The following is a 15,178-nucleotide window of genomic DNA, read 5'->3' as shown; positions in this document are numbered from 1 at the left end:
TCACGCCGTGGCGGGGGTCTGAGCCGGAACGGGCGACGGAGCCTCCGTCGCCGCTTCCGCCGCCGACTCGTCGAACGGGAGGCGTCCGCCGAGGACGAGGCGCAGGCGGTCGTGGTCGAGTTCGCCGGTCCAGTGGCCGATGAGGACCGTGGCGACGGCGTTCCCCGCGAAGTTGGTCAGGGCGCGGGCCTCGCTCATGAAGCGGTCGATGCCGACGATGAGGCCGACGCCGTCGACCAGGGCCGGCTGGTGGGACTGGAGGCCGCCCGCGAGGGTGGCGAGGCCCGCGCCCGTCACGCCCGCCGCGCCCTTGCTGGCGATCACCATGAACAGCAGCAGCGAGACCTGCTGGCCGATCGACATCGGCCGGTCCATCGCCTGGGCGATGAACAGCGAGGACATCGTCAGGTAGATGGCGGTGCCGTCCAGGTTGAAGCTGTAGCCCGCCGGGACGGTGATGCCCGCGACCGGGCGGCTGACGCCCAGGTGCTCCATCTTCGCGATCAGGCGCGGCAGCGCGCTCTCGCTGGACGAGGTGGAGAGGATCAGCAGGAACTCGCGGCCGAGGTACCGCAGCAGTGCGAACACGTTGACGCCCGCGAACAGACGCAGCATCAGCCCCAGCACCAGCACCACGAAGATCACGCAGCTCGCGTAGAAGCCCAGCATGATCATCGCCAGTGACCGGAGCGCCGCCCATCCGGACGCCCCGACCACGGCGGCGATCGCGCCGAACGCGCCGACCGGGGCCACCCACATGATCATCGAAAGCACCCGGAAGACCAGCTTCTGCAGGTGCTCGACGCCCCGGAGGACCGGCGCGCCCGACGCGCCCAGCGACTGCAGGGCGAAGCCGACCAGCAGTGCGACCAGCAGCGTCTGGAGCACCTGGCCGCCGGTGAGGGCGGAGACCAGGGTGGTCGGGATCATCCCGAGGAGGAAGTCGGAGGTGCCCTCCGCGCCGCCGGTCGCGGCCTGGGCGTGGCCCGCCTTGGCCAGCTCTGCGGTGAGGTGCAGGCCGTGGCCGGGGTTGACGAGATTGCCCACCACCAGGCCGATGGCCAGCGCGACCGTCGACATCACCAGGAAGTAGCCGAGTGCGAGGCCGCCGACCTTGCCGACCTTCGCGGCCCTGGTGACCGAGCCGATGCCCAGCACGATCGTGGTGAAGATGACGGGGCTGATCATCATCTTGATCAGGTTCACGAAGCCGCTGCCGACCGGCTTCAGGTCCACGGCGAAGTGCGGCGCCGCCAGGCCGACGACGATGCCCAGTACGACGGCGGCGATCACGGCCAGGTACAGATACTGCGTGCGTTCCCGTGCGGCTCTCATGGCTGCGGCTCCCTTGCCGGAGTGTCGTTCCCACCGGACCGAGGTGGCGGGCCGGTTCCGACGAATATCCGGGCGGGCGTGGCGGGCGTCACGTTTGCGTTCATATCGTTCACGGCCCGCGGCCTACTCATCTCCTCGGACGACCGGGCAGACTGGCCGGCATGCCCGCACGTACCGCCCCACGTCCGCGCCGACGCCACCGTGTCGCGCGGAGCCTGGCCGGGCAGCTTTTCGCGGTGCAGGTGCTGATCGTGACGCTGGTGGTGGCCGGTTGCGCGGTGCTCGCGTACGTGCTGACCAGCGACCGTGCCGAGCAGGCGGCGGAGCGTCAGGTGGTGGCGACGGCCACGACGGTCGCGGACGCGCCGACGGTCGTGCAGGCCGTGGGGGAGCCGGACCCGACCGCCGTGCTCCAGCCGTACGCGCTGCGGGTCACCCGCGACGCGGACGTCGACTTCGTCACGATCATGGACACCCACGGCCTGCGCTGGACGCACCCCGACCGGGCGGAGATCGGCAGGCACTTCCTCGGCCACATCGGCCCCGCCCTCGCCGGGCGGACCTTCACCGAGACCTACACCGGCACGCTCGGCCCCTCGGTGCGCGCGGTCACGCCCGTGCGGGACGCGCGGGGCGAGGTCGTCGCACTCGTCAGCGTCGGGATCACCGTGCGGCAGTTGAGCGGACAGCTGCGCGGGGCGATCACCGCGCTCGTCGCGGTCGCCGTCGCGGCCCTGGCGCTCGGCGGCCTCGGCACCTGGCTGGCCAACCGCCGCCTGCGGCGGCACACCCACGGGATGGGCGCGGCCGAGCTCAGCCACCTGTACGAGTACCACCAGGCGACGCTGCACTCCGTGCGCGAGGGCCTGGTGCTGCTCGACCGCGCCGGGACCGTCGTGCTGTGCAATGACGCCGCGCGCGACCTGCTGGCTCTGGACGACGACCCGGCCGAGGGGCGGCCGTTCGCGGACCTGGACCTGCCCGAGCCGCTGCGCGCCGCCGTCGCCGGCCCTGAACCCGTCCGCGACCAGCTGCACCTGACCGCCGAGCGTGTCGTCGTGGTCAACACCTCGCCCATCGGCGACGGTCCCGACCTCGGCACCGTGGTCACCCTTCGCGACCACACCGAACTCCAGGCCCTGAGCGGCGAGTTGGACTCGGTCCGCGGCTTCGCCGAGGCGCTGGGCGCGCAGGCGCACGAGGCGGCCAACCGCCTGCACGCCGTCGTGTCGCTGATCGAGACCGGACGGCACCGGCAGGCGGTCGACTTCGCCACCGCGGAGCTGGAGTTGGCCCAGCAGCTGACCGACCGTGTCGTCGGCGCCGTCAACGAGCCGGTCCTGGCCGCGCTGCTGCTCGGCAAGGCCGCGCAGGCCGCCGAGCGCGGCGTGGACCTGGTGCTGACGCAGGAGAGCCGGATCGACGACGCCCTGCCCGAGCAGCTGAGCGCCCGGGATCTGGTGACGCTGCTGGGCAACCTGATCGACAACGCCCTCGACGCCGCGATCGAGGGCGCGGGCGAGCACGACGGCCCGCCGACGGTCACCGTCACGGCGCGCACCGACGCGCGGGAGCTGCTGCTGCGCGTCGCCGACACAGGACGCGGCATCGAGCCCGACGCGGTCGAGCGCATCTTCGAGCGCGGCTGGTCCACGAAGCAGCCCGGCCCGGCGGGCGCACGCGGCGTCGGCCTCGCGCTCGTCGCCCAGGCCGCACGTCGCAACGGCGGCCGCGTGGAGGTCGGCCGTGCCCCCGGCGCGGTGCTGACCGTGCACATCCCCTTCCAGCGCAGCCCGCTGGCGCGCGACGCGGTGGGCGCCCGGTGATCGACGTGCTGGTGGTCGAGGACGACCCGGTCGCCGCCGAGGCCCACGGCAGCTACGTCGAACGCGCCCCCGGCTTCCGCTGCGCGGGCGTCGCGCACAGCGCGGCGGAGGCGCTGCGCTTCCTCGACCGCGCGCGCCGCGAGGGCGCGCCGGTCGCGCTGCTCCTCCTCGACCTCTACCTCCCGGACGGCCACGGCCTGGACCTCCTCCGCGCGATCCGCGCGGCCGGGCACGGAGCGGACGCCGTCGCCGTCACCTCAGCCCGGGACCTGGCGACCGTGCGACGCGCGGTCTCCATCGGCGTGGTGCAGTACGTCCTCAAGCCCTTCGCCGCGGCGACCCTCCAGGACCGCCTGGCCCGCTACGCGCGCTACCGCGCCAGCCTCGACCGCGAGGGCGAGGCCCTCGGCCAGGACGAGGTCGACCAGGCCTTCGCCGAGCTCCGCTCCCCGCGCGGGACCACGCTGCCCAAGGGCCTCACCACGCCCACGCTCGACGCGGTGGCCGCGGTGCTGCGCGAAGCCGACACCGGCCTCTCGGCGGCGGCGGTGGGCACGGCCGCGGGCGTCTCCCGCATCACCGCCCGCCGCTACCTGGAACACCTGGTCGAAACCGGCCGCGCCCGCCGCGAACCCCAGTACGGCCAGGTGGGCCGCCCGGAACTCGCCTACCGCTGGCGAGCCTGATCCGGCTCGGGGTTCGGCACGGCGTCTGAGCACCCAGCCTGTGGCCCTCTGCGCCCCGACCGGGGCACATTTCTGGTGGGAGGGCCGTTGACGCGGATAGCGTGGATCGTGAGAGGAGGCACCCATGTCGACCGAGACGCAGTGGCTCGTACTGCCCCATGAGGGAGAGCCGACGGAGGAACTGCGGGTTGTCGCGACCGAAGGGGCCGGCGAACAAGCGGATGCCGTGGTCTCCCGGCTGCTCCGTCACCTGTCCCAGGAGGACCGGCTTCGCGTCCGGGGCCTCGAACCGGCTCTGAAGCTCGTAGCCCTGGCAGCCCCGGATCTCCGAACCTGGCTGCTGGCTGTCCGGCCCATACTGGAGCCAGTCGTCGCCCCTCGGCCGAAGACATGGTGGGAGTCCGAGATCCTTCGGCCCGTGCTCGACGAACCTGTCGCCGCGCCGGCCGAACCGGCCTCGGAGGACCGCTCGGGACGCGCCGAGCGTCGAGCCAGGGCGATCCAGCGGATCCGTGAGGAGAACGCGGAGACGCTCGAGAGGCTGGCCGAGCTGTGACCGAACCGGGGGACGAGGTCGAGTACATCGAGCTGGACGACATCAAGGAGCTTCTCGGCGGCTCGTCCATGATCAGGGATCCCGGGCTCCTCCAGTCCGCGCTCGGCCGCCCCAGGTACACGACGTTCGGGGTGGACGCCTACCCGGACCTGTGGACCAAGGCCGCCGCGCTCGGAGAGTCGATCGCTCGGAACCACGCCCTCATCGACCGGAACAAGCGGACCGCCTTCGAGGCGATGCTCCTGTTCCTGGAGCTCAACGAGGTGGCGTACGTCGCGCCGCACCCGGACGATGCCGTGGCGTACATGTTGCGGCTCGCGCAGGGTGGCTACGCGGACGACATCGACTCTGCGGCCAAGGATCTGCGCCACATGCTCGGCCGGTGAGCGGCGGTCCGGCATGTCGGTGCGCAACGGTAGGGTCGGGTAAGTGGAACCAGACCTGTTCACCGCCGCCGCCGAGGAGATCCAGGCCAGGGAGCCGGGGCGGGCGCCGCTCGCGGTGCGGATGCGGCCGCGTACGTTGGACGAGGTCGCGGGGCAGCAGCACCTGCTGAAGCCCGGGTCGCCGTTGCGGCGGCTCGTCGCGGCGACGAACGGGCCGGCGGCCACGTCGTCGGTGATCCTCTGGGGCCCGCCCGGGACGGGGAAGACCACCCTCGCGTACGTGATCAGTCAGGCCACCGACCGCCGCTTCGTCGAGCTCTCCGCGATCACCGCCGGGGTCAAGGAGGTCCGCGCGGTCATCGACGGAGCGCGCCGGGCCGTCGGGACGAGCGGCAAGGAGACGGTCCTCTTCCTCGACGAGATCCACCGCTTCTCCAAGGCGCAGCAGGACAGCCTGCTGCCGGCCGTCGAGAACCGCTGGGTGACGCTGATCGCCGCGACCACCGAGAACCCGTACTTCTCGGTCATCTCGCCGCTGCTCTCCCGCTCGCTGCTGCTGACGCTGGAGTCGCTGACCGACGACGACATCCGTGAGCTGCTGGGCCGCGCGGTCGCGGACGAGCGCGGGTTGAACGGCACGGTCGAGCTCGCCGAGGACGCCCGGGAGCACCTCGTGCGGATCGCGGGCGGCGACGCCCGCAAGGCGCTGACCTCGCTGGAGGCCGCCGCCGGGGCGGCCATCGAGGAGCGGCGGGAGACGGTCACGCTCGAACTGACCGAGACCGCCGTCAACCGCGCCGCCGTCCACTACGACAAGGACGGCGACCAGCACTACGACGTCGCCAGCGCGCTCATCAAGTCCATCCGGGGCAGCGACGTCGACGCGGCCCTGCACTACCTCGCCCGGATGATCGAGGCCGGCGAGGACCCTCGCTTCATCGCCCGGCGGTTGATGATCTCCGCCAGCGAGGACATCGGCGTCGCCGACCCCACCGCCCTGCCCACGGCCGTCGCCGCCGCGCAGGCCGTGGCGATGATCGGCTTCCCGGAGGCGGCGCTGACGCTGTCGCACGCGGTGATCGCGCTCGCCCTCGCGCCGAAGTCCAACGCCGCGACGATCGCGATCGGCGAGGCGCTCGCCGACGTCCGCGCCGGGCTGGCCGGCGCGGTGCCCGCGCACCTGCGGGACGGGCACTACGCCGGGGCGAAGAAGCTCGGCCACGCGCAGGGCTACGTCTACCCGCACGACCTGCCCGAGGGGATCGCCGCCCAGCAGTACGCCCCCGACGCCGTGCACGGCAAGCAGTATTACCGCCCGACCCGTCACGGCGCCGAGGCCCGCTACGCGGACGCGGTCACCTGGACCCGCGCCCGGCTGCGCGGGGAGAGCGGCTCAGACGAACGGTCCGACGAGCGGTCGACGTCCTGAGACGTAGGCCCACGGCCGCACCTCCTCGACCGCCGCGCCGACGCGGAACACCGTCGCGTCGTCGTAGGTGCGCCCGACGATCTGCACGCCCGTCGGCACGCCGTTCGCCGCGAAGCCGGAAGGGACGGAGAGGACCGGGCAGCGGGAGCAGATGTTGAACCCGATGGTCATCGCCATCGCCATGTAGTGCTCCTGCTCGACGCCGGCGATGGACAGCCGCGTCTCGGTGTACTCCTCGTCCGCCGCCAGCGCGGGGACCGCCGTGGTGGGGCAGAGCAGCGCGTCGTAGCGCTCCAGCACCGCGCCGAGCTCGGCGTAGAGGCGGCCCTCCAGCTCCAGCCCCTCCAGGAAGCCGGTCTCCGTCGCGGCGCGCGCCGCCCGCTCCGCGAAGGCGCGGGTGTAGCCGTTGAGCAGGTCCGGCGCCTCGGCGGCGGCCTCGCCGATGGACGGACCGAAGATCGCGCCGAAGTGCGCCCACGCGGCCCGGTCGAGCAGTTCGCGGGTCCAGCCGAGGGAGACCTCCTCGACCACCGCCCCCGCGGCGCGCAGCGCCTCGGCGACGGCGCGGGTGTTCGCCTCGACGTCCGGGTCGAGCACGTAGTCGCCGAGCGTCAGGCACAGCGCGATGCGCATCCCGGCGACCCCGGCCGCGCCCTGGTACTCCCAGGGCACCTCGACCTTGGGGCGCAGCGAGACGACGTCGCCGGCCCAGGGCCCGGCGATGGTGTTCTGCAGCAGCGCGGTGTCGGCGACGGTCCGGGCCATCGGGCCGTCGTGGCAGTAGGTGTCCAGGTTGAACGGCGGCATCGCCGGGACGCGGCCGTAGGGCGGCTTGAAACCTACGACGCCGTTGAACGAGGCCGGGATCCGGATCGACCCGCCGATGTCCGAGCCCGTGGCCAGCGGTGCGTTCCCGGCCGCGAGGGCGGCCCCCGAGCCGCCGGAGGACCCGCCGCACGAGTGCTGACGCGACCACGGGTTGCGGGTGACGCCCCACAGCTTGGACTGCGTGAAGGCGGCGCAGCAGAACTCGGGGGTGGTGGTGCGGGCGTGGATGATGCCGCCGGCGCCCTGGACCCGCTGGATCACCGGGTGCGTCTCCGTCGCGACCTCGTCCGCGAGCAGGAGCGAGCCCTCGCTGCAGATGCGCCCCGCGATGGGGTGCTCGTCCTTCGCCGCGACGGGAAGCCCCTCCAGCGGGCGCGGCGCGGGACCGTGGCCGAGGTACCGCTGCTCCGCGTCCCGCGCGGCGGCGAGGCCCTCCTCGAAGAGCCGCTCGCTGAGGCAGTTGACGTCGGGCTCGGTGCGTTCGGCGCGCGCGATCACGGCTTCCATCAGCTCGACCGGCGAGAGCCGCCGGGCGCGGAAGGCGCGCAGGGCGTCGGTCGCGGGGAGGTAGGCGAGTTCTGTTACGTCCATGGCGGACACCTTCGCCGTGCGCCAACGACGATGTCAATAGCGTTGACAATGGGAGTGACCCGCTGGAGGGAGGGCGGGTGTCGGTCGGGCCTTCGCGGATCCCGTAGACTTTCCCGAGCGAGACGTCCCGTGTGCGCATCGTCAGATGCGACATCACCGGCGGGGCGTCATACAGGCCGCCCGTGGGCAACCGCGGACGGCAGGAGCGTTGCGCACCCATTGGGTGTCGCGTGCAGCCCACCACCCCTCGGGTCGGTGGGCCACTCGCGTGCAGCACGTTGTGCCCGGTCCCGGGAGCGGCTGCCGGCCCGCCTACATGGCGGAACGGTTTCCCGGACCGCGAGAGGCGACCTCCTTCAACAGCGGTGAGCCAGTAGACAACCGAAAGAGGTAATGGTTCATGGCGAACCAGAAGCGCCCCAAGGTCAAGATTGCCCGTGCGCTGGGCATTCCGCTGACCCCGAAGTCCGTCAAGTACTTCGAGGCCCGCCCGTACCCGCCGGGGCAGCACGGCCGTGGCCGCAAGCAGAACTCGGACTACAAGGTCCGTCTGGTCGAGAAGCAGCGTCTGCGCGCCCAGTACGACCTGTCCGAGACCCAGCTCTCGCGCGCCTTCGACAAGGCCCGCAAGGTCGAGGGCAAGACCGGTGAGGCGCTCGTCGCCCTGCTGGAGACCCGTCTCGACGCCCTGGTCCTGCGTTCGGGCATCGCCCGCACCATCTACCAGGCCCGTCAGATGGTCGTCCACGGCCACATCGAGGTCAACGGCCAGAAGGTCAACCGTCCGTCGTTCCAGCTCAAGCCGGGCTACGTGGTGACCGTCCGCGACCGTTCCAAGGAGAAGACCCCGTTCGTCGTCGCCCGTGAGGGTGGCAACGCGGGTGAGGGTCAGACCCCGAAGTACCTCGAGGTCAACCTGAAGGCCCTGGCCTTCCGCCTGGACCGCCTGCCCCAGCGGCGTGAGGTCCCGGTCCTCTGCGACGAGCAGCTCGTCGTCGAGTACTACTCGCGCTGACCCGCGAGCGGTTCCCGCAGCGCCCCCACGGCCTTTCGGCCGTGGGGGCGCTGTGCTTCTCCGGGGGGCGTGCCGGTCCGCGGCCCGGCGAGGGCGCGGACGACGAGCTCGTCCAGGTCCAGCGTGGTGCCCCGGCGGAACGCCTCGGCGGCCTCCGCCTCCGGCAGGCCCGCGCGGACCCGCCGCGCGCACGCCTCGTGGGCGGCGTTGAAGTTGTCCGAGCCGAACAACGGCTCGCCCACCGAGCGCCACAGGGTGTGCGCCGCTCCCTGGAGCGTCGCCGCCTCCCGCAGGTCCCCGGGCGCGCCGTTCCCCTCCGGCTCGGTGGCGAGCAGGGCCAGCAGCTCCACGCCGAGGACCAGGCCGACCAGGTCGCGGAAGGCGTGGTTGAGCCGGACGCACTCGCGGGCCCGGACGCGGGCCTGCACGAGGTCGCCGACGGCCCAGGCCGCGTAGCCGGACGCGAACAGCCCGTAGGCGTAGGCCCAGCGCTCGCCGAACCGCTCGCACTCGACGAGCACCTTGCCGATCCAGGCCGCGCCGGTGGCCGCGTCGCCGCGGAAGGTGTGCGCGAGGCCCAGCTCGAACATCGCCATCAGCACGTTGCTGTTCAGCTCGCCCAGCTGGTCGTAGTGCCACAGGGCCTCGTCGAACAGCGCCGCCGCGCGGTCGAGGTCGTCGGCGATCAGCGCGGCGCAGCCCTGCCGGTGCACGGCGTAGGCGAGCGCCCGGTCGTCGCCCGTGTCGAGGGCCTGGCGGCGGCACTCCTCCAGCAGCCGCAGCGCGTGCAGGCGGTCGCCCTGGAGGATCGACAGGTAGCCGGTGACCCACAGGGCCTTGGCCCGCGCCTCCGTCGGCTCAGGGGCGAGCTCCAGCGCCCGGTCCAGCCAGACCCGGCCCTCGCCGAGGTGGCCGCAGCCGACCCAGAAGTACCACAGGGTGCCCGCCAGGAAGAGCGCCAGCTGCTCCTCGCCCGGGTCGGTGAGGCAGTACTCGAGCGCGGCGCGCAGGTTGCTGTGCGCGGCCTGGGTCCGGGCCGAGGTCTCCAGCTGACGCGGGCTGAACCACTCGACTTCCCCCCAGGTGGCCAGGCCCAGGTACCAGTCGCGGTGGCGTCGGCGCAGCAGGTTCTCCGCGCCGCAGGCGCGCAGCCAACCGGCGCCGTACTCGCGCAGCGTGTCGAGCAGGCGGTAGCGCGCCTGGCCGTCGGCGAGCCCCGGCTGGCGCAGCACCACGGACTTGGCGACCAGCGCGCCGAGCCCCTCCAGCACGTCGTCGGCGGTGACGCCCTCGCCGGCGCAGACGTACTGCGCGGCCTCCAGGTCGAAGCAGCCGACGAAGACCGAGAGCCGCGCCCAGAGCAGGCGCTCCTGCGCCGAGCACAGCTCGTGGCTCCAGCCGATCGCGGTGCGCAGCGTCTGGTGGCGGGGGAGCGCGCCGCGCGCGCCGCCGGTGAGCACCGCGAAGCGGTCGTCGAGGCGCTCGGTGATCTGCTGCACGGACAGCACCGGCAGCCGTCCCGCCGCCAGTTCGATCGCCAGCGGGATCCCGTCGAGGCGGCGGCAGAGCGCGGTGACCTGCGCGGCGTTGCGCGCCGTGACGGAGAAGCCGGGGAGCACGGCCGCCGCCCGCTGGGCGAACAGGGTGACGGCGTCGGCGTCCGGTCCCTCGGTGGGCAGCGGCGGGAGCGGAAGCTGCTGCTCGCCCTCGACGCGCAGCGGCTCGCGGCTGCTGGCCAGCACCCTCAGCCCCGGCGCGGCCGCGAGCAGCGCCGCGACCAGCGGCGCGGCCTCCTCGACGAGGTGTTCGCAGCCGTCCAGCACGAGCAGCAGGCGGCGTGGCGCGAGGAAGTCCCGCAGCACCTCGCGCGCCGGGCGCGCGGTGCCGTCGGTGAGCCGCAGCGCCTCGGCGATCGCGTGGCCCAGCAGCGCCGGGTCGGTGAGCTCCGCGCAGGGGACCAGCCACGCGCCGTCGGCGAAGTCCGGCACGGCCGCCGCCGCGGCGCGCAGGGCGAGCCGACTCTTGCCGACGCCGCCGGGGCCCACCACCGTCACCAGCCGGACGCGGCGCAGCATCCGTTGCGCTATCGCCAGCTCGACACGGCGACCCACGAAGCCGGTCAGCTCGGCGGGCAGATTCCCGATGCCTGGCACTGGACCCCCTTCGGAGGGGAACGTCGGAGGTGAACGCTCCCCTGGACGGCCCAACGAGCTGACTGCGCGGTAGGTTACGTCGCGCGGGCGCGCGGGGCGGCGGGAACCGCCGTTCCCCGGGCGCGACCGCGGGTTCGGTGGTACGGACGCGCGGGCCGCCTGATCCCCAGGTCGGCGTGCCGGTCGTCAGGTCGGGATTACTCCTCCTGGCGCGATAGGGTTTCGCAGATAGACCAGCTTTTGCTGCGAGGGAGCGCCAAGGTGTCGGGTGGAGAGGTTGCGAGCCTCGTCATCGCCGTGTTCTGGGCGGTGCTGGTCACTCTCCTGGCCGTGGTGCTGGTGCGCCTCGCGCGGGCCCTGCGGGCGGCGACCGCGCTGGTCGAGACGGTGACCGAGCAGGCCCTCCCGCTGCTCGACGAGGCCGCGGAGACGCTGCGCGCCGCCAACGACCAGCTCGTGCGCGTCGACGCGATCACCGCGGACGTGCAGGACGCGGCCGCGAACGCGCAGGCGCTCTCCTCCACGATGGCCGCGACCCTCGGCGGGCCCCTGGTCAAGCTGTCCGCGTTCAGCTACGGCGTGCGCAGCGCGGTGGCCAAGCAGCGCGCGGCCGGGCATCCCGAGAAGTACGTCCCGCACCAGTCGGAGCGGGAGATCATCGAGCGGATGGTGAAGGCCGAGGTGCAGCGGGCGACGGTGCGTCGCAACGGCCTGCTGCGCCTGGTGGGCCTCGGAAGGAGGGGCTGAGCCGATGCGCAGGATCTTCTGGATGGCGGTGGGCGCAGGCGCCACCGTCTGGACCATCAACAAGGCGAACCGCGTGGCGCGTTCGCTCACCCCGGGCAGCCTGGCCGAGGGCGCGGCCCTCGGGTCGCTCGAAGTCGGCCGCGCCGCGCGGAACTTCAGGGACGAGGTACGGGCCGGCATGCTCCAGCGCGAGCTCGAGCTGAACCGTCAACTCGGCCTGGACGGCAGCGTGCTGGCGACGCCCGGCTACTCCGAGGACGCCCGCGTGCTGCGCGCCGCCGCCGTCCGCTCCGCGCTGCCGCCAGGCGGCGCGCGCACCACCCCCGTGCCCGTCGACGACGAACGGGCGCCACTCGCTCTGCAGAACACCCCTGTCAAGCCCGATCGGAATGAGGACCTGTAATGGAGTCGGCTGAGATCCGCCGCCGCTGGCTGCGCTTCTTCGAGGAGCGCGGCCACACCGTCGTCCCCTCGGCGTCGCTCATCGCCGACGACCCCACGCTGCTGCTGGTCCCGGCCGGCATGGTGCCCTTCAAGCCCTACTTCCTGGGTGAGGTCAAGCCGCCCTTCCCGCGCGCTACCAGCGTGCAGAAGTGCGTGCGCACGCCGGACATCGAGGAGGTCGGCAAGACCACCCGGCACGGCACCTTCTTCCAGATGTGCGGCAACTTCTCCTTCGGCGACTACTTCAAGGAAGGGGCCATCAAGTACGCGTGGGAGCTGCTGACCTCCTCCGTCGCCGACGGCGGCTACGGCCTGGACCCGGAGCGCCTGTGGGTCACCGTCTACCTCGACGACGACGAGGCCGAGCAGATCTGGCGTGACGTGATCGGCGTCCCCGCCGAGCGCATCCAGCGCCTGGGCAAGAAGGACAACTTCTGGTCCATGGGCGTCCCCGGCCCCTGCGGCCCGTGCTCGGAGATCAACTACGACCGCGGCCCCGAGTTCGGCGTCGAGGGCGGCCCGGCCGTCAACGACGAGCGCTACGTGGAGATCTGGAACCTGGTCTTCATGCAGTACGAGCGCGGCGCGGGCGACGGCAAGGAGGACTTCCCGATCCTGGGCGACCTCCCGGCCAAGAACATCGACACGGGCCTCGGCATGGAGCGCCTGGCGATGATCCTCCAGGACGTCCGCAACATGTACGAGACGGACACCCTGCGCGTCGTCATCGACAAGGCCACCGAGCTGACCGGCGTCCACTACGGGGCCGCCCACAACTCCGACGTCTCGCTGCGCGTGGTCGCCGACCACATGCGCACCTCCGCCATGCTCATCGGCGACGGCGTCACACCCGGCAACGAGGGCCGCGGCTACGTGCTGCGCCGCATCATGCGCCGCGCCATCCGCAACATGCGCATCCTGGGCGCCACCGGCCCGGTCGTCGAGCAGCTGCTCGACGTCGTGATCACCACCATGGGCCAGCAGTACCCGGAGCTGATCACCGACCGCAAGCGCATCGAGACCGTCGCGCTCGCCGAGGAGGCCACCTTCCTCAAGACGCTGCGCGCGGGCACCAACATCCTCGACACCGCCATCACCGAGACCCGCTCCGGGGGCGGAACGGTGCTGTCCGGCCAGAACGCCTTCCAGCTGCACGACACCTACGGCTTCCCGATCGACCTCACCCTGGAGATCGCCGCCGAGCAGGGCGTCTCCGTCGACGAGGACGGCTTCCGCCGCCTGATGAAGGAGCAGCGGGACCGCGCCAAGGCCGACGCGAAGGCCAAGAAGACCGGCCACGCCGACGTCCAGGCCTACCGCTCCATCGCCGACACCTCGGGCGAGTCGGAGTTCACCGGCTACACGCTCAACGCCAACGAGGCGTCCGTCGTCGGCCTGCTCGTCGACGGGGTGCCGGCCCCGGCCGCCTCCGAGGGCGACGACGTCGAGGTCGTCCTCGACCGCACCCCCTTCTACGCCGAGGGCGGCGGCCAGCTCGCCGACCACGGCCGGATCAAGACCGACACCGGCGCCGTCATCACCGTCCACGACGTGCAGAAGCCGGTCCCCGGCGTCGTCGTGCACAAGGGCGTCGTGCAGGTCGGCGAGGTCACCGTGGGCGCCGCCGTGCACGCCGAGATCGACGTGCGCCGCCGCCGGGCCATCGCCCGCGCCCACAGCGCCACCCACCTGACCCACCAGGCGCTGCGCGACGCGCTCGGCCCGACGGCCGCCCAGGCCGGTTCGGAGAACTCCCCGGGCCGCTTCCGCTTCGACTTCGGCTCGCCGACCGCCGTCCCCGGCACGGTGCTGACCGACGTCGAGCAGAAGATCAACGAGGTGCTGGCCCGCGAGCTGGACGTCACCGCCGAGATCATGGGCATCGACGAGGCCAAGAAGCAGGGCGCCATCGCCGAGTTCGGCGAGAAGTACGGCGAGAAGGTCCGCGTCGTCACCATCGGTGACTTCTCCAAGGAGCTCTGCGGCGGCACCCACGTCGCCAACACCGCCCAGCTGGGTCTGGTGAAGCTGCTCGGCGAGTCCTCCATCGGCTCCGGCGTGCGCCGCGTCGAGGCGCTGGTCGGCGTCGACGCCTACAACTTCCTCGCCCGCGAGCACACCGTGGTCGCCCAGCTGACCGAGCTGGTCAAGGGCCGCCCGGAGGAACTGCCGGAGAAGATCTCCGGCATGCTCGCCAAGCTCAAGGACGCCGAGAAGGAGATCGAGCGCTTCCGCGCCGAGAAGGTGCTCCAGGCTGCCGCCGGGCTTGCCGAGGGCGCCGAGGACGTGCGGGGCACCGCGCTGGTCACCGGCCAGGTGCCGGACGGCACCGGCGCCGACGACCTGCGCAAGCTGGTCCTGGACGTGCGCAACCGCGTCGGCCAGGGCGGCCGTGCCGCCGTCGTCGCGCTGTTCACCGTGGCGAACGGCCGTCCGCTGACCGTCATCGCCACCAACGAGGGCGCCCGCGAGCGCGGCATCAAGGCCGGCGAGCTGGTCCGCACCGCGGCCAAGACGCTCGGCGGCGGCGGTGGCGGCAAGGACGACGTCGCCCAGGGCGGCGGCCAGGACGCGACCGCCGTGCCGCAGGCCGTCGAGGCCGTGCGCGCGCTGGTCGTCGAGAAGGCCTGAGGCGCGAGGCGTTGAGTTCCATGCGTCGAGGACGCCGGATCGCCGTGGACGTCGGCGACGCCCGGATCGGGGTCGCGAGCTGCGACCCCGACGGGCTGCTGGCCACCCCGGTGGAGACGGTCCCGGCGGGTAAGAAGTCGCTCGGACGGCTCACCGCCATCGTCGAGGAGTACGAGGCGATCGAGGTCGTCGTCGGGCTCCCGCGCTCGCTCAGCGGGCGCGAGGGCCCGGCGGCGGCCAAGGTCCGCGACTACGCGGCCCAGCTGGCCGGCCGGGTGTACCCGGTGCCGGTGCGGCTGGTCGACGAGCGGATGACGACGGTCACCGCGACGGCCGGCATGCGCGCCGCCGGGGTGAAGTCCAAGCAGGGTCGCTCCCGGATCGACCAGGCCGCGGCCGTGGTCATCCTGCAGAGCGCGCTGGAGACGGAGAAGACGAGCGGACGTCCTCCGGGCGAAACCGTCCAACCGGCCGCCGAGGGGCTGTAGGCTGACGCCGAATTCAAGGGGGTCCACCGTCCGGTGGGCCCCCTTCGTCACTGTGAGCGACGT

General features: G+C 72.8%; 13 protein-coding genes. 10 read left to right on the top strand and 3 right to left on the bottom strand.

Annotation, left to right across the window (positions count from 1 at the left end):
• Positions 1–1,335, bottom strand: coding sequence for a cation:dicarboxylate symporter family transporter (locus TR50_RS17405; RefSeq protein ID WP_042421785.1), 1,335 nt, complete (start codon positions 1,333–1,335; stop codon positions 1–3).
• A 161-nt stretch (positions 1,336–1,496) separates the two neighbouring features.
• Here TR50_RS17405 and TR50_RS17400 point away from each other — a divergent pair, with 161 nt between their 5' ends.
• The 5 genes from TR50_RS17400 (at position 1,497) to TR50_RS17380 (ending at position 6,218) form a co-directional block, all read left to right on the top strand.
• A complete protein-coding gene (locus TR50_RS17400) occupies positions 1,497–3,161 on the top strand; it encodes an ATP-binding protein (RefSeq protein ID WP_042421783.1) in 1,665 nt (554 codons plus the stop codon).
• Entirely contained in the window at positions 3,158–3,847 is a 690-nt protein-coding gene (locus TR50_RS17395) for a response regulator (protein WP_042421781.1), read from the top strand. Before TR50_RS17400 ends, TR50_RS17395 begins: the two co-directional genes overlap by 4 nt.
• A 124-nt stretch (positions 3,848–3,971) precedes the next feature.
• Positions 3,972–4,403: a hypothetical protein gene (locus TR50_RS17390; protein WP_042421780.1), complete on the top strand. Its 432-nt coding sequence runs from the start codon at positions 3,972–3,974 to the stop codon at positions 4,401–4,403.
• Complete coding sequence (locus TR50_RS17385; RefSeq protein ID WP_236654456.1) at positions 4,400–4,789, top strand: type II toxin-antitoxin system death-on-curing family toxin; 390 nt, start codon at positions 4,400–4,402, stop codon at positions 4,787–4,789. Before TR50_RS17390 ends, TR50_RS17385 begins: the two co-directional genes overlap by 4 nt.
• A gap of 43 nt (positions 4,790–4,832) precedes the next feature.
• On the top strand, positions 4,833–6,218 hold the full coding sequence (locus TR50_RS17380; protein WP_042421778.1) for a replication-associated recombination protein A: 1,386 nt from the start codon (positions 4,833–4,835) through the stop codon (positions 6,216–6,218).
• Here the strand turns inward: TR50_RS17380 and TR50_RS17375 are convergent.
• On the bottom strand, positions 6,183–7,637 hold the full coding sequence (locus TR50_RS17375) for an amidase (protein ID WP_042421776.1): 1,455 nt from the start codon (positions 7,635–7,637) through the stop codon (positions 6,183–6,185). The two genes, TR50_RS17380 and TR50_RS17375, sit on opposite strands and share 36 nt — an antisense overlap.
• A 400-nt stretch (positions 7,638–8,037) precedes the next feature.
• Between TR50_RS17375 and rpsD the strand changes: the two genes are divergently transcribed.
• Positions 8,038–8,652 (top strand): 30S ribosomal protein S4, encoded by a 615-nt coding sequence (gene rpsD, locus TR50_RS17370; protein WP_042421774.1) that lies wholly within the window; start codon positions 8,038–8,040, stop codon positions 8,650–8,652.
• Here rpsD and TR50_RS17365 read toward each other — a convergent pair.
• Positions 8,640–10,805: an ATP-binding protein gene (locus tag TR50_RS17365; RefSeq protein ID WP_052441056.1), complete on the bottom strand. Its 2,166-nt coding sequence runs from the start codon at positions 10,803–10,805 to the stop codon at positions 8,640–8,642. The genes rpsD and TR50_RS17365 overlap by 13 nt on opposite strands.
• A 261-nt stretch (positions 10,806–11,066) precedes the next feature.
• Between TR50_RS17365 and TR50_RS17360 the strand changes: the two genes are divergently transcribed.
• Genes TR50_RS17360 through ruvX form a run of 4 tightly spaced genes read left to right on the top strand, consistent with a single transcriptional unit; the run spans position 11,067 to position 15,115 of the window.
• The gene (locus tag TR50_RS17360) at positions 11,067–11,552 is read left to right on the top strand and encodes a DUF948 domain-containing protein (RefSeq protein ID WP_042421770.1); all 486 of its coding nucleotides are present in this window, start codon (positions 11,067–11,069) and stop codon (positions 11,550–11,552) included.
• 4 nt (positions 11,553–11,556) lie between these two features.
• Positions 11,557–11,955, top strand: coding sequence for a DUF6167 family protein (locus TR50_RS42600; protein ID WP_052441055.1), 399 nt, complete (start codon positions 11,557–11,559; stop codon positions 11,953–11,955).
• Entirely contained in the window at positions 11,955–14,627 is a 2,673-nt protein-coding gene (gene alaS, locus TR50_RS17350; protein ID WP_042421769.1) for an alanine--tRNA ligase, read from the top strand. The genes TR50_RS42600 and alaS overlap by 1 nt, the downstream gene beginning before the upstream one ends.
• Before the next feature lie 20 nt (positions 14,628–14,647).
• On the top strand, positions 14,648–15,115 hold the full coding sequence (gene ruvX, locus TR50_RS17345; RefSeq protein ID WP_042421767.1) for a Holliday junction resolvase RuvX: 468 nt from the start codon (positions 14,648–14,650) through the stop codon (positions 15,113–15,115).
• Positions 15,116–15,178 lie beyond the last annotated feature (63 nt).

Source organism: Streptacidiphilus anmyonensis (genome assembly GCF_000787855.1).
GTDB lineage: Bacteria > Actinomycetota > Actinomycetes > Streptomycetales > Streptomycetaceae > Streptacidiphilus > Streptacidiphilus anmyonensis.
The sequence above is the reverse complement of the archived record's forward strand: the minus strand, read 5'-3'. Positions and strand labels throughout refer to the sequence as shown.

Excerpts from the sequence above, each read along its gene's own strand:
- TR50_RS17390 (WP_042421780.1), top strand. The coding sequence starts at position 3,972 with ATGTCGACCGAGACGCAGTGGCTCGTACTGCCCCATGAGGGAGAGCCG.
- TR50_RS17405 (WP_042421785.1), bottom strand. The coding sequence starts at position 1,335 with ATGAGAGCCGCACGGGAACGCACGCAGTATCTGTACCTGGCCGTGATC.
- TR50_RS42600 (WP_052441055.1), top strand. The coding sequence starts at position 11,557 with ATGCGCAGGATCTTCTGGATGGCGGTGGGCGCAGGCGCCACCGTCTGG.
- rpsD (WP_042421774.1), top strand. The coding sequence starts at position 8,038 with ATGGCGAACCAGAAGCGCCCCAAGGTCAAGATTGCCCGTGCGCTGGGC.
- TR50_RS17400 (WP_042421783.1), top strand. The coding sequence starts at position 1,497 with ATGCCCGCACGTACCGCCCCACGTCCGCGCCGACGCCACCGTGTCGCG.
- alaS (WP_042421769.1), top strand. The coding sequence starts at position 11,955 with ATGGAGTCGGCTGAGATCCGCCGCCGCTGGCTGCGCTTCTTCGAGGAG.
- TR50_RS17375 (WP_042421776.1), bottom strand. The coding sequence starts at position 7,637 with ATGGACGTAACAGAACTCGCCTACCTCCCCGCGACCGACGCCCTGCGC.
- ruvX (WP_042421767.1), top strand. The coding sequence starts at position 14,648 with ATGCGTCGAGGACGCCGGATCGCCGTGGACGTCGGCGACGCCCGGATC.